This is a genomic window from Pseudomonas sp. AIG (assembly GCF_977020205.1).
This window is the reverse complement of record NZ_CDROCK010000030.1, coordinates 1-12,754: the sequence shown is the minus strand read 5'-3', so window position 1 is coordinate 12,754 and position 12,754 is coordinate 1. Positions and strand designations below refer to the sequence as shown.

The following is a 12,754-nucleotide window of genomic DNA, read 5'->3' as shown; positions in this document are numbered from 1 at the left end:
CTTCGATTATGGATTCAGCACAGCCCTTTCAGGTCGGCGTAAGTCTGCAGCATCCCCGGATCAGTCCCCTCTCCCTCTGGGAGAGGGTTAGGGTGAGGGGCTTTTGATCTTCAGAGGGCTTTGACGACCGCCGGCGGATTCATCTTCGACAACCCAAGGTTCTTCAGCGCCAATTGCAGCGAACTGTGGATCACTTGCGGGTTATCAATGGTCATCAGCTCCGCCAACAATTCCTTGGCCTTGCTCAGATTGACCTGACGCAACATCCACTTCACCTTCGGCAAGTTGGTGGCGTTCATCGACAGGCTGTCGAAACCCATCGCCATCAACAGCACTGCCGCCGCCGGATCACCGGCCATCTCGCCACAGATACTCACCGGTTTGCCTTCCGCATGCGCATCGCGTACCACGGTTTGCAGCGCTTGCAGCACCGCCGGGTGCAGATAATCGTAAAGGTCGGCTACCCGTGGGTTGTTGCGATCGACCGCCAGCAAATATTGGGTCAAGTCGTTGGAGCCGACGGACAGGAAGTCGACCATCCGCGCCAGTTCCTTGGTCTGATACACCGCCGCCGGAATTTCGATCATCACGCCAATGGGCGGCATCGGCACATCGGTGCCTTCGTCGCGCACTTCGCCCCAGGCGCGGTGGATCAGGTGCAAAGCTTCTTCGAGTTCGTGGGTGCCGGAGATCATCGGCAGCAGAATCCGCAGGTTGTTCAGGCCTTCGCTGGCCTTGAGCATCGCGCGGGTCTGCACCAGGAAGATTTCCGGATGGTCGAGGGTGACGCGAATGCCGCGCCAGCCGAGGAACGGGTTGTCTTCCTTGATCGGGAAGTACGACAGCGACTTGTCACCGCCGATGTCGAGGCTGCGCATGGTCACCGGTTGCGGGTGGAACGCGGCGAGCTGCTCGCGGTAGATCGCCAGTTGTTCCTTCTCGCTCGGGAAGCGCTGGTTGATCATGAACGGCACTTCGGTGCGGTACAGGCCGACACCTTCGGCGCCACGCTTCTGCGCCCGCGCCACATCGGCCAGCAGGCCGGTGTTGACCCACAGCGGCATGCGGTGGCCATCGAGGGTCACGCACGGCAGGTCGCGCAGGGTGTCGAGGCCCAGCGCCAGTTGTTTCTCTTCTTCGACGACTTCGGCGAACTGCTTGCGCAGCACTTCGCTCGGGTTGGTATAGACCTCGCCGCGTGTGCCGTCGACGATCATTTCGATGCCGTCGACCTTGGCGTACGGCAGGTCGACCAGACCCATCACCGTCGGAATACCCATCGCTCGGGCAAGGATCGCCACGTGGGAGTTGCCCGAACCGAGTACCGAGACCAGACCGACCAGCGTACCTTCCGGCACCTCGCCGAGCATCGCCGGCGTCAGTTCTTCGCTGACCAGAATGGTTTTTTCCGGGTAGACCAGATTCTGCTGACGCTCTTCCTGCAAGTAGGCGAGCAAACGGCGACCGAGGTCTTTGACGTCCGAGGCACGCTCCCGCAGGTAGGCGTCGTCCATCAGTTCGAAACGGTTGACGTGCTCGGTGACCACCTGACGCAGCGCGCCCTGGGCCCACTGGCCGGTCTTGATCACGGTGGTGATTTCGCTGCCCAGCGAGGCATCGTCAAGCATCATCAGGTAGACGTCGAACAGCGCGCGCTCTTCCGGGCGCAGCTGCGTCGCCAGCTTGGCGGACAACGCGCGCATGTCGGCGCGCACGCCTTCGATGGCGGTCTTGAACAGCGCCAGCTCAGCGTTGATGTCGGTGATGTTTTTGTCCGGCACCACGTCGAGATCGGCCGGCGGCAGCATGACCACCGCCGTACCGACCGCCGCACCCGGCGAACCCGGCACGCCGACGAACTTGGCTTCCTGAATACCTTTGCCCTGACGGCCCAGGCCGCGGATCGAACCGGTGGCCTCGGCGTGGGCGATAACCCCGGCGAGTTGCGCGCTCATGGTCACGAGGAAGGCTTCTTCACCTTCATCAAACTGGCGGCGTTCTTTTTGCTGGATGACCAACACGCCGACGACGCGGCGGTGGTGAATGATCGGTGCGCCGAGGAACGAGGCATATCGCTCTTCACCGGTTTCGGCGAAGTAACGGTAGCGCGGGTGATCCGCAGCGTTTTCGAGGTTCAGGGGTTCTTCACGCGTGCCGACCAGACCGACCAGACCTTCGTTGGGTGCCATGCTGACCTTGCCGATCGAGCGCTTGTTCAAGCCCTCGGTGGCCATCAGGACGAAGCGGTTGGTCTCGGGATCAAGCAGGTAGACCGAGCAGACCTGGCTGCCCATGGCCTCTTTGACGCGCAACACAATAATCCCCAACGCCGCCTTGAGATCCTTGGCGGAGTTAACTTCCTGGACGATCTTGCGCAGCGTATTGAGCATGGCTCGGGGTCGAACTCCGTCGTCAGTCGCGCGCTAAAAGGCGCGGGGCAAGCTCTTTGAGGGCGCGGCGATACACCTCGCGCTTGAATGTCACCACCTGGCCCAACGGATACCAATAGCTGACCCAGCGCCAGCCATCGAACTCCGGTTTACCGGTCAAATCCATCCGCACCCGCTGCTCGTTGGAGATCAGGCGCAGGAGAAACCATTTCTGTTTCTGGCCGATGCACAGCGGTTGGCTGTGCGTACGCACCAGACGTTGCGGCAAACGATAGCGCAACCAGCCCCGAGTACAGGCCAGTATTTCAACATCTTCACGTTCCAGGCCAACTTCTTCGTTCAGCTCGCGGTACAAGGCGTCTTCCGGCGTCTCTTCAGGGTTGATTCCCCCTTGCGGAAACTGCCAGGCATCTTGATTGATACGGCGAGCCCATAGCACCTGGCCGGCGTCATTCGTCAGAATGATCCCGACATTGGGGCGGAAACCATCGGGGTCGATCACGGCAACAACCTCGCAAACGCATGTCGCCGCATTGTTCCACAAAGGTTGATAAGGCGGCAACGAAGCTTCCTACCTTATGTGCACTCTTGTGAAAAGACCGTATTCTTGTCGCCTTTTTACAGACTTATCAGCGGGTAACTGCAATGCGCCTGGCACTCTTCGATTTGGACAACACCCTTCTGGGCGGCGACAGCGATCACGCCTGGGGCGACTATCTGTGTGAACGCGGCTTCCTCGACCCGATTGCGTACAAAGCACGCAACGACGAGTTCTATCAGGATTACCTGGCCGGCAAACTGGATAACGCCGCGTACCTGAACTTTTGCCTGGAGATCCTCGGCCGCACCGAAATGGCCGTGCTCGATCAATGGCACAACGATTACATGCGCGACTGCATCGAGCCAATCGTGCTGCCGCAGGCGCTGGAATTGCTGAAAAAGCACCGCGATGCCGGTGACAAACTGGTGATCATCACCGCGACCAACCGCTTCGTTACCGCGCCGATTGCTGTGCGTCTTGGCGTTGAGACGCTGATCGCTACCGAGTGCGAAATGGTCGATGGCCGTTACAGCGGGCGCAGTACTGATATTCCGTGCTTTCGCGAGGGCAAGGTGACGCGCCTGAACCGCTGGCTGGAAGAGACCGGGTACTCGCTGGACGACAGCTATTTCTATAGCGATTCGATGAATGACTTGCCGTTGCTGGAGCAGGTGGCGAATCCGGTGGCTGTCGATCCGGATCCGAATCTGCGTGCCGAGGCCGAGAAGCGTGGTTGGCCGGTCATTACTCTGCGCGACTGAAATCGCTATCGCGAGCAGGCTCACTCCTACAGGGGAACGCATTCCAATGTAGGAGTGAGCCTGCTCGCGATTGGGTCTACCCGGTCTCAAGCCCTAGACAGGCTTGGCCCCCATCAACCCGGCAATGGCGAGAAACCCGACGCCGCTGACAATCGCCAGGGCCAAATTGAATTTCCAGTTGCCAACCCCCGTTGTCCACAGCCGATTAAGCCGCACCAACAGCCACACTGCACTCAACGTGGCCACGGCATAGATCACACTGGACCCCAGAATCCACAACTGCCCCAATGGCCAGCCAATCAGGTGCACCAGCCACCAGCCGGTGAAAGGCATGCTGAGCATACCGATCAGCATCAAACACCAGACAAACAGCCAGGGACGCTGCATCGTACTGGCCGACCCTTCGCTGCGATTACGCCAGGTCAGAGCGGCAAGCCCCAGCCCGCTCGCGAGTATGACCACGGTCGCCGCGACGTGAAGGACTTTCAGGGTGGTCAGGGTTTCCATGAATTTCTCTTCCTTGGGCCATGCCCCTTAGCGTAGCCGCTCAGCCAAGAAACAGCTGATAGGCCGGGTTCTCGCTTTCATCCCAATACGGGTAACCGATTTCCGCAAGCGCCGCCGGTACCAGATGACGCTCATCGTGCGGCACCTGCAGGCCCGCGACCACGCGGCCATCGGCCGCGCCATGGTTACGGTAGTGGAACATCGAGATGTTCCAGCGCCCGCCCAGCTTATTAAGGAAGTTGAACAGCGCGCCCGGACGCTCCGGGAACTCGAAGCGGAATACCACTTCGTCAATCACGTGCGCCGCGTGGCCGCCGACCATGTGGCGGATGTGCAGTTTGGCCAGTTCGTTGTCGGTCAGGTCGAGCACCGGGAAGCCTTGTTCGGTGAGGCTCGCGAGCAGCGCACTGCGCGGGTCATTTTCCGGGTGAGTCTGCACGCCAACGAAGATGTGTGCTTCGCTGCCGGTGTTGTAGCGGTAGTTGAATTCGGTGATCTGGCGCTTGCCGATGGCTTCGCAGAACGCCTTGAAGCTGCCGGCCTTCTCGGGGATGGTCACGGCGATGATCGCTTCGCGACCCTCGCCCAGTTCGGCGCGCTCGGCAACGTGGCGCAAGCGGTCGAAGTTGACGTTGGCGCCAGAGTCGATGGCGACGAAGGTCTGGCCACTGACGCCGCGCAGTTCGACGTACTTCTTGATCCCGGCCACGCCCAACGCGCCGGCAGGTTCGGTGATCGAGCGGGTATCGTCGTAGATATCCTTAATTGCTGCACAGATCTCGTCAGTGCTGACGGTGATCACTTCATCGACGTAGTCTTTGCAGATGTCGAAGGTGTGCTGACCGATCTGCGCCACCGCCACGCCATCAGCAAAGATCCCCACGGTCGGCAGCACCACGCGCTCACCCGCAGCCATCGCCGCTTGCAGGCAGTTGGAGTCGTCCGGCTCGACGCCGATGACTTTGATGTCCGGACGCAGGTATTTCACGTACGCGGCGATACCGGCGATCAGACCGCCGCCACCGACCGGCACGAAGATCGCGTCCAGCGGCTGCGGGTGCTGGCGCAGAATTTCCATGGCCACGGTGCCCTGCCCGGCGATGGTGTGCGGATCGTCATACGGGTGGATGTAGACGTAGCCTTTTTCATCAACCAGTTTCAGCGAGTAGGCCAGGGCTTCCGGGAACGAATCACCGTGCAGCACCACTTTGCCGCCGCGCGAACGCACGCCTTCGACTTTGATCTCGGGGGTGGTCTTGGGCATGACGATGGTCGCTTTCACGCCCAGCACTTTCGCCGCCAGGGCCAAGCCCTGCGCATGGTTGCCCGCCGATGCGGTGACCACGCCACGGGCGCGCTCTTCATCGCTCAGTTGCGTCAGCTTGTTGTAGGCGCCGCGAATCTTGAACGAGAACACTGGCTGCAAGTCTTCGCGCTTGAGCCAAATGTCGTTGCCCAGCCGCTCGGAGAGCTGGCGAGCGTTCTGCAGCGGGGTTTCTACGGCAACGTCATAAACGCGCGAGGTGAGGATCTTTTTGACGTACTGTTCGAGCATCGGAAAGCATCACTGAGCGGTTGAGCGGGACCGAGGAGTCTAACCCGGCTTTTGCCCGCACGACCACACGAATCCAGAGGTTTTAGCCACGCTTGCGGCTATAATGCCGGCCTTTCCGTTCTCACCTTGCCCGCTTCCGGAGCCCGCATGACCCAGGAACAACTCAAACAAGCAGTGGCTCAGGCCGCCGTCGACTTCATCCTTCCGAAACTCGACGACAAGAGCATCGTCGGGGTCGGCACCGGCTCCACTGCCAACTGCTTCATCGACGCCCTGGCCCGGCACAAAGGCGCGTTCGATGGCGCGGTCGCCAGCTCCGAAGCCACCGCCGCACGCCTCAAGGGCCACGGGATTCCGGTGTATGAGCTGAACACCGTCAGCGACCTGGAGTTCTACGTCGATGGCGCCGACGAAAGCGACGCGCACCTGAACCTGATCAAGGGTGGCGGCGCGGCCCTGACCCGCGAGAAGATAGTCGCGGCCGTGGCCAAGACCTTCATCTGCATCGCCGACGCCAGCAAACTGGTGCCAGTGTTGGGCGAATTCCCGCTGCCAGTCGAAGTGATCCCGATGGCCCGCAGCCACGTCGCGCGTCAATTGGTGAAACTGGGCGGCGACCCGGTGTACCGCGAAGGCGTGCTGACCGATAACGGCAACATCATTCTGGATGTGTTCAACCTGCAGATCACCAACCCGGTGGAGCTGGAAGCGCAGATCAATGCGATCGTCGGCGTGGTCACCAACGGCTTGTTCGCGGCGCGTCCGGCGGACCTGTTATTGCTGGGCACTAGCGAAGGCGTGAAGACCCTGAAGGCTGAGTAAGCCCAGGCTGCCCGAAATTTATGGGCAGACAAATGAACCTGTAGGAGTGAGCCTGCTCGCGATAGCGGTGTGTCAGTTGATATTAATGTCGACTGACACACCGCTATCGCGAGCAGGCTCACTCCTACAATGGTTTTGTGGTGTTGGTTAGTTCGGCGTTGGTTTTTTGAAGACGTAGAACAGGTTCGGCTCACTCACCAGGTACAACGTCCCGTCATCATCCATGGCAATGCCTTCGGCCTGCGGCACGGTTTTCTTCAAACCTTGTCTGCCACCGCTGATGGACATGGTGCTCAACGGGCGCCCGTCGACATCCAGCTCCAGAATCAATCGCGACTCATCCGACAGCGCCAGCAAATGGCCGCTGCGCTCGTCGTATTGCAGGCTCGACAGATCGCGCACGAACATCCCGGCATCGCGCTTGGGATCGTTGATCACATGCACGGCGTAAGACTTCTCCGGATTGAAATGGGGAAAGCCGTGCACTTCGTAGATCAGCATCGGATTACGTTCTTTCGCGACAAACAGACGCTTGCCCACCGAGTCATACGCCAGGCCTTCAAAACCTTTGTTGCTGGCCATATGCACGCCGAGGGTCATCTGCTCGGCGTCCGCCGCGTCGAGGAATGTGGTGTCTGCTTCCAGGTGAATCTTGATCAACCGCTGCTGACGTTCGTCAGTGATCACGTAAGTGTCGGCGCTGATGTACTCGACCGCTTCCGGATCACCAAACCCAATCAGGGCGATGCGCCGCAGGATCTTGCCTTCGAGCGACAGTTCGATCAGTTCGGAATTCTTGTTGGTCACGGTGAACAGGCTTTTGCGCACCGGATCGAAGGTCAGCGCCGAGACATCATCGTCCAGACCCTCGATGACCCGCGCCTCGATCTCGACGCGATACTGATCCAGCCCAATCGACTCGCTACTCTGCGGTTGCCACAACGTGTGCAGATTGAACCAGGCGCGCTCGAACAGACGCATGTATTGGCCGATCGCAAGCAACGCGATCAGGGCAATCACCGACAGGATGATCATCAGGGGCTTGGGACGGGCAAGTCGACGCATTCGGGTGGGCTCTGGATCAAAACAGGCGGATGAAATATCACGCCTGTCTGAACTGAAGCTTAATGGCCACTTGCCTCAAACCACAAGACAACCCGTGTAGGAGCTGCCGCAGGCTGCGATCTGATCGTTCCCACGCTCTGCGTGGGAATGCAGCCGGGGACGCTCTGCGTCCCACAGTCAAAAGATCGTCCGAACGCGGCCCGAACCTTCGGCAGCTCCTTCACAGAGGCACTACCTCTGTTTTTCGAAGCGATAAAACAGGTTCGGCTCGCTGACCATATACAGCGTGCCCGCCTCGTCCATGGTCACGCCTTCGGCGCGGGGGATGGTGTTCTTCAAACCGTTGAAGCCGCCAAGCAGGGTCATGAAGCTGACTTGCTCGCCCTTCTCGTCCAGCTCCAGCAGCAGGTGCGAATCGGCGGACAGCACCAGTGTGTGACGCGTGCGCGGATCGATCGCCAAGGCCGAGAGGTTGCGAATATCCAGCTCATCACTGGCGAGTTTTTGCTTGTCGCCCTTGAGGGTCTGGCTGCCGTCGCTCTTCCAGGTGAACAGCGCCGGCGGACGCTCTTCACCGAGCAGCAGTTGCTGGTTGTGCGAGTCCCAGGTGATCGCTTCGAAGGCTTTGTTCTGGTCTTTCGACGGGCCGAGATCGTATTTGGGGAAGTCGGCGATGTTCAATTCGCGGGTATTGGCGTCGACCTTGACGATCGACAGCATGTGCTGGCGCTCATCGACAATCGCCATCAAGCCGTTTTCCATGACGGTCAGGCCTTCCGGGTTGCTCCAGCCCACCAGCGGCATTTTGCGCAGCACCTCGCCCTGTAAAGTCAGTTCGGCGAGGAACGGGTTTTTACCCATCACCGAAAACAGCGTTTTGGTCTGCGGGTTGTACGACAGATCCGAGGCCTCGTCCTTCTCCATGCCCGTCAGCGGCTTGGCATCGATCACCACCCGATAGTCCGGCAGCCAGATGCTTTCTTTCTGCTCGGCCTGGCTTTCGAAGCGTTCCTGCAGCCAAAGCACCCCGCGATCATCCCAATGCATGGCAAACGCCAAGGCGTAAGCGGCGGCAACCACCAGCAAGAGCCAGACATACCAGCGCAGGGCGAAACGTGAACGGCGGGTGGGTTTGAGCTGAGTTTGAGATGACATCGAGGGACGCGTTCCGAAAATTCAGGCTAAGGGTAATAGCACAAAGAGGCCGGCTCAGACGCCAGAATGAGAGGAATTATCCGTACAGGATGTGAAAAAAACGGCAAATGGCGGGATTGCCCTGCGCCATTGTGGGAGAGATCACAAAACCCTGTAGGAGTGAGCCTGCTCGCGATGGCGTCAGGTCAGTCGAAACAATCGTTGACTGACAGACCGCTATCGCGAGCAGGCTCACTCCTACAAGGGGACCGCGTTAAATCAGCGCACGCTGCTGGTGAAACTGCTTGCACCGACCAGTTCGAGAACGATGTCGTCACCAACGTTCAGTGGGCCAACGCCCACCGGCGTGCCAGTCAGGATCACGTCACCGGCCTGCAGCGAGAAGCAGCCGGCCATGTGCTGGATCATCGGCACGATCGGGTTGAGCATCGCGCTGCTGTTGCCGTCCTGACGGACTTCGCCGTTGATGGTCAGGCGAATGCCGATGTCGGTCAGGTCAGCAAAGGTGCTGCCGACCACAAACGGAGCGATCACCGCCGCGCCGTCGAACGACTTGGCGATTTCCCACGGCAGACCCTTGGCTTTCAGCTCGGCCTGTTTGTCGCGCAGGGTCAGATCCAGTGCCGGGGCAAAACCGGAGATGGCGTCGAGCACTTCTTCACGGCTCGGCTTGGTCGACAACGGTTTGCCGATCAACACGGCGATTTCCGCTTCGTAGTGCACCGAACCGCGCTCGGTCGGAATGGCGAAACCGCCTTCCAGCTCAACCACGCAACTGCCCGGCTTGATGAACAGCAACGGCTCGGTAGGCACCGGGTTGTCCAGTTCCTTGGCGTGTTCGGCGTAATTACGGCCAATGCACACGACTTTCCCGATCGGGAAGTGGATGCGCGTGCCGTCGACGTACTGGTGCTGATAGCTCATTTACCGACTCCTGCCTTCATTGATTCATCAAAGATTGCCGATCAAACCGCGAAAATCTTGCCCGGGTTCATGATGCCGTTCGGGTCGAACACCGCTTTCACTGCTTTCATGTACTCGATCTCAACCGGCGAACGGCTGTAGGTCAAGTAATCACGCTTGGTCATGCCGACGCCGTGCTCGGCAGAAATCGAACCGTTGTACTTCTCGACGGTTTCGAACACCCACTTGTTGACGGTCGCGCACTTGGCGAAGAACTCGTCCTTGCTCAGGTTATCCGGCTTGAGGATGTTCAAGTGCAGGTTGCCGTCGCCTATGTGGCCGAACCAGACAATTTCGAAGTCCGGATAATGTTCGCCGACGATCGCGTCGATTTCCTTCAGGAATGCCGGCACTTTCGACACGGTGACCGAGATGTCGTTCTTGTACGGCGTCCAGTGCGAGATGGTTTCGGAGATGTACTCGCGCAGTTTCCACAGATTCTGCAGCTGGGTTTCGCTCTGGCTCATCACGCCGTCCAGCACCCAGCCCTGCTCGACGCAGTGCTCGAAGGTTTCGAGTGCGCTGTTGGCCACTTCTTCGGTGGTCGCTTCGAATTCCAGCAACGCGTAGAACGGGCAATCGGTGTCGAACGGCGCCGGTACGTCGCCACGGCCCATGACTTTGGCCAGGGCCTTGTCGGAGAAGAATTCGAACGCGGTCAGGTCGAGCTTGCCCTGGAAGGCGTGCAGCACCGGCATGATCGAGTCGAAATCGGCGGTGCCGAGGACCATCGCGGTGAGGTTCTTCGGCGCACGATCGAGACGCATGGTCGCTTCGACAACGAAGCCAAGGGTGCCTTCAGCGCCGATGAACAGCTGACGCAGGTCGTAACCGGTGGCGTTCTTGATCAAGTCTTTGTTCAGTTCGAGCACGTCACCCTTGCCGGTGACGACTTTCATGCCGGCCACCCAGTTGCGGGTCATGCCGTAGCGAATCACCTTGATCCCGCCGGCATTGGTGCCGATATTGCCGCCAATCTGGCTGGAACCTGCCGAAGCGAAGTCGACCGGGTAATACAGGCCTTTCTCTTCGGCGACGTTCTGCAAATGCTCGGTGACCACGCCCGGCTGACAAACGGCGGTGCGATCGGTGAGGTTCACGTCGAGAATCTGATTCATGTAATCGAACGAGACGACCACTTCGCCATTCGCCGCCACCGCAGCAGCGGAAAGCCCGGTGCGCCCGCCCGATGGCACCAGCGCAACCTTGTGCGTGTTGGCCCAGCGGACCACGGCCTGCACCTGCTCGATGGTCTTGGGAAACACGATGGCGCTGGGCGCCGGGGCGAAGTGCTTAGTCCAATCCTTGCCGTACGCATTCAGGGAGTCGGCGTCGGTCAGGACCTTGCCAGGCTCGACCAGGGTCTTCAGTTCATCAATCAGGGCAGGATTGGTCATCGACAGAACTCTCGAACAATTCATGGTCATCCTGAGAACGCTTCACGTCGCAGGAATGAGTGTTTAGCGGGGAGGCTATGCTAGCATATCGACCCCGCAGGACAGTGCCCTAGGCCAGATCTGCGGTAACGGCTTTCCTGCCGTTTGGGTCAGCTCCAGGCTGCGCCCCTCCCTGCCATTTTTCTCCGGGATACAGGTTTACGCAGATGAGCAAGACTTCTCTCGATAAGAGCAAGATCAAGTTCCTTCTTCTCGAAGGCGTCCACCAATCGGCTGTCGACGTCCTCAAGGCGGCGGGCTACACCAGCATCGAATACCTGACAGGTTCCTTGCCGGAAGCCCAGCTCAAGGAAAAGATCGCTGACGCTCACTTCATCGGCATTCGTTCGCGCACCCAACTGACCGAAGAGATCTTCGATCACGCGAAGAAGCTGGTTGCGGTCGGCTGTTTCTGCATCGGCACCAACCAGGTTGACCTGAGTGCTGCCCGCGAGCGCGGTATCGCCGTGTTCAACGCGCCGTACTCCAACACCCGCTCCGTTGCCGAGCTGGTGCTGGCCGAAGCGATCCTGCTGCTGCGCGGCATCCCGGAGAAAAACGCTTCCTGCCACCGTGGCGGCTGGATCAAATCCGCAGCCAACTCCTTCGAGATCCGTGGCAAGAAACTCGGCATCGTCGGCTACGGCTCGATCGGTACGCAGCTGTCGGTGCTGGCTGAAGGTCTGGGCATGCAGGTGTATTTCTACGACACCGTGACCAAGCTGCCACTGGGCAACGCTACTCAGATCGGCAGCCTGACCGAACTGCTGGGCATGTCCGACATCGTCACCCTGCACGTTCCGGAAACCGCTGCGACCCAGTGGATGATCGGCGAGAAGGAAATCCGCGCCATCAAGAAGGGCGGCATCCTGATCAACGCGGCGCGCGGCACCGTGGTTGAACTGGACGCTCTGGCGGACGCGATCAAGGACAAGCACCTGATCGGCGCGGCCATCGACGTGTTCCCGGTGGAGCCACGCTCCAACGACGAAGAGTTCGAAAGCCCGCTGCGTGGCCTCGACAACGTGATCCTGACCCCGCACATCGGCGGTTCGACCGCTGAAGCGCAAGCCAACATCGGTCTGGAAGTGGCAGAGAAACTGGTCAAGTACAGCGACAACGGTACTTCGGTATCGTCGGTGAACTTCCCGGAAGTGGCCCTGCCGGCTCACCCTGGCAAGCACCGCCTGCTGCACATCCACGAGAACATCCCGGGTGTGATGAGCGAGATCAACAAGGTCTTCGCCGAAAACGGCATCAACATCTCCGGTCAGTTCCTGCAGACCAACGAGAAGGTGGGCTACGTGGTGATCGACGTCGACGCCGAGTACTCGGACCTGGCGCAAGAAAAGCTGCAGCACATCAACGGCACCATCCGTAGCCGCGTTCTTTTCTAAGAACAGCTACAAGCCTCAAGTTACAAGCGGCAAGTGATGTTCGCTTTTGCTTTGACTTGAGGCTTTCAGCTTGAAGCTTGCAGCTGTAAAAAAGGGAGCCCCGAAAGGGCTAATGCCAGTCAGTTAAGCTGACTGGCATTTTTATTTTTGATCGGATACTTG

General features: G+C 59.6%; 11 protein-coding genes. 3 read left to right on the top strand and 8 right to left on the bottom strand.

All coding sequences use genetic code 11. The features are described from left to right. Window positions 1-110: 110 nt before the first annotated feature. Window positions 111-2,390, bottom strand: a complete 2,280-nt coding sequence (ptsP, locus tag ACWR1S_RS17715; RefSeq protein ID WP_454564397.1) for a phosphoenolpyruvate--protein phosphotransferase — start codon at window positions 2,388-2,390, stop codon at window positions 111-113. A 22-nt stretch (window positions 2,391-2,412) separates the two neighbouring features. Further along, window positions 2,413-2,892 (bottom strand): RNA pyrophosphohydrolase, encoded by a 480-nt coding sequence (locus ACWR1S_RS17710; protein WP_003229203.1) that lies wholly within the window; start codon window positions 2,890-2,892, stop codon window positions 2,413-2,415. A 143-nt stretch (window positions 2,893-3,035) separates the two neighbouring features. Here ACWR1S_RS17710 and ACWR1S_RS17705 point away from each other — a divergent pair, with 143 nt between their 5' ends. After that, complete coding sequence (locus tag ACWR1S_RS17705) at window positions 3,036-3,692, top strand: histidinol-phosphatase (RefSeq protein ID WP_454564396.1); 657 nt, start codon at window positions 3,036-3,038, stop codon at window positions 3,690-3,692. Between the two features lie 93 nt (window positions 3,693-3,785). Here ACWR1S_RS17705 and ACWR1S_RS17700 read toward each other — a convergent pair whose 3' ends face one another. Both ACWR1S_RS17700 and ilvA read right to left on the bottom strand, forming a co-directional pair. After that, window positions 3,786-4,199: a DUF2269 family protein gene (locus ACWR1S_RS17700; RefSeq protein WP_454564395.1), complete on the bottom strand. Its 414-nt coding sequence runs from the start codon at window positions 4,197-4,199 to the stop codon at window positions 3,786-3,788. 40 nt (window positions 4,200-4,239) lie between these two features. Beyond that, window positions 4,240-5,754, bottom strand: a complete 1,515-nt coding sequence (gene ilvA, locus ACWR1S_RS17695; protein ID WP_454564394.1) for a threonine ammonia-lyase, biosynthetic — start codon at window positions 5,752-5,754, stop codon at window positions 4,240-4,242. 147 nt (window positions 5,755-5,901) lie between these two features. On the opposite strand from ilvA, the gene rpiA reads away from it, so the two are divergent. Continuing rightward, the gene (gene rpiA, locus ACWR1S_RS17690) at window positions 5,902-6,576 is read left to right on the top strand and encodes a ribose-5-phosphate isomerase RpiA (RefSeq protein WP_454564393.1); all 675 of its coding nucleotides are present in this window, start codon (window positions 5,902-5,904) and stop codon (window positions 6,574-6,576) included. A 147-nt stretch (window positions 6,577-6,723) separates the two neighbouring features. Here the strand turns inward: rpiA and ACWR1S_RS17685 are convergent, their stop codons facing one another. From ACWR1S_RS17685 to ACWR1S_RS17670, 4 genes are all read right to left on the bottom strand, one after another. Then, complete coding sequence (locus ACWR1S_RS17685) at window positions 6,724-7,641, bottom strand: SdiA-regulated domain-containing protein (protein ID WP_454564392.1); 918 nt, start codon at window positions 7,639-7,641, stop codon at window positions 6,724-6,726. 231 nt (window positions 7,642-7,872) lie between these two features. Next, the gene (locus tag ACWR1S_RS17680) at window positions 7,873-8,796 is read right to left on the bottom strand and encodes an SdiA-regulated domain-containing protein (RefSeq protein WP_454564391.1); all 924 of its coding nucleotides are present in this window, start codon (window positions 8,794-8,796) and stop codon (window positions 7,873-7,875) included. A 258-nt stretch (window positions 8,797-9,054) separates the two neighbouring features. Continuing rightward, window positions 9,055-9,720: a fumarylacetoacetate hydrolase family protein gene (locus ACWR1S_RS17675; protein ID WP_008085293.1), complete on the bottom strand. Its 666-nt coding sequence runs from the start codon at window positions 9,718-9,720 to the stop codon at window positions 9,055-9,057. Window positions 9,721-9,761: 41 nt separating this feature from the next. Further along, complete coding sequence (locus tag ACWR1S_RS17670; RefSeq protein WP_454564390.1) at window positions 9,762-11,156, bottom strand: FAD-binding oxidoreductase; 1,395 nt, start codon at window positions 11,154-11,156, stop codon at window positions 9,762-9,764. A 206-nt stretch (window positions 11,157-11,362) separates the two neighbouring features. On the opposite strand from ACWR1S_RS17670, the gene serA reads away from it, so the two are divergent. Then, window positions 11,363-12,592 (top strand): phosphoglycerate dehydrogenase, encoded by a 1,230-nt coding sequence (gene serA / locus ACWR1S_RS17665; protein WP_008085296.1) that lies wholly within the window; start codon window positions 11,363-11,365, stop codon window positions 12,590-12,592. The last annotated feature ends 162 nt before the right edge of the window (window positions 12,593-12,754 follow it).

What these genes read in the sequence shown, in the direction of transcription:
- ptsP (WP_454564397.1), bottom strand. Translation starts at nt 2,390, where the DNA reads ATGCTCAATACGCTGCGCAAGATCGTCCAGGAAGTTAACTCCGCCAAG.
- ACWR1S_RS17705 (WP_454564396.1), top strand. Translation starts at nt 3,036, where the DNA reads ATGCGCCTGGCACTCTTCGATTTGGACAACACCCTTCTGGGCGGCGAC.
- ACWR1S_RS17700 (WP_454564395.1), bottom strand. Translation starts at nt 4,199, where the DNA reads ATGGAAACCCTGACCACCCTGAAAGTCCTTCACGTCGCGGCGACCGTG.
- ilvA (WP_454564394.1), bottom strand. Translation starts at nt 5,754, where the DNA reads ATGCTCGAACAGTACGTCAAAAAGATCCTCACCTCGCGCGTTTATGAC.
- rpiA (WP_454564393.1), top strand. Translation starts at nt 5,902, where the DNA reads ATGACCCAGGAACAACTCAAACAAGCAGTGGCTCAGGCCGCCGTCGAC.
- ACWR1S_RS17685 (WP_454564392.1), bottom strand. Translation starts at nt 7,641, where the DNA reads ATGCGTCGACTTGCCCGTCCCAAGCCCCTGATGATCATCCTGTCGGTG.
- ACWR1S_RS17680 (WP_454564391.1), bottom strand. Translation starts at nt 8,796, where the DNA reads ATGTCATCTCAAACTCAGCTCAAACCCACCCGCCGTTCACGTTTCGCC.
- ACWR1S_RS17675 (WP_008085293.1), bottom strand. Translation starts at nt 9,720, where the DNA reads ATGAGCTATCAGCACCAGTACGTCGACGGCACGCGCATCCACTTCCCG.
- ACWR1S_RS17670 (WP_454564390.1), bottom strand. Translation starts at nt 11,156, where the DNA reads ATGACCAATCCTGCCCTGATTGATGAACTGAAGACCCTGGTCGAGCCT.
- serA (WP_008085296.1), top strand. Translation starts at nt 11,363, where the DNA reads ATGAGCAAGACTTCTCTCGATAAGAGCAAGATCAAGTTCCTTCTTCTC.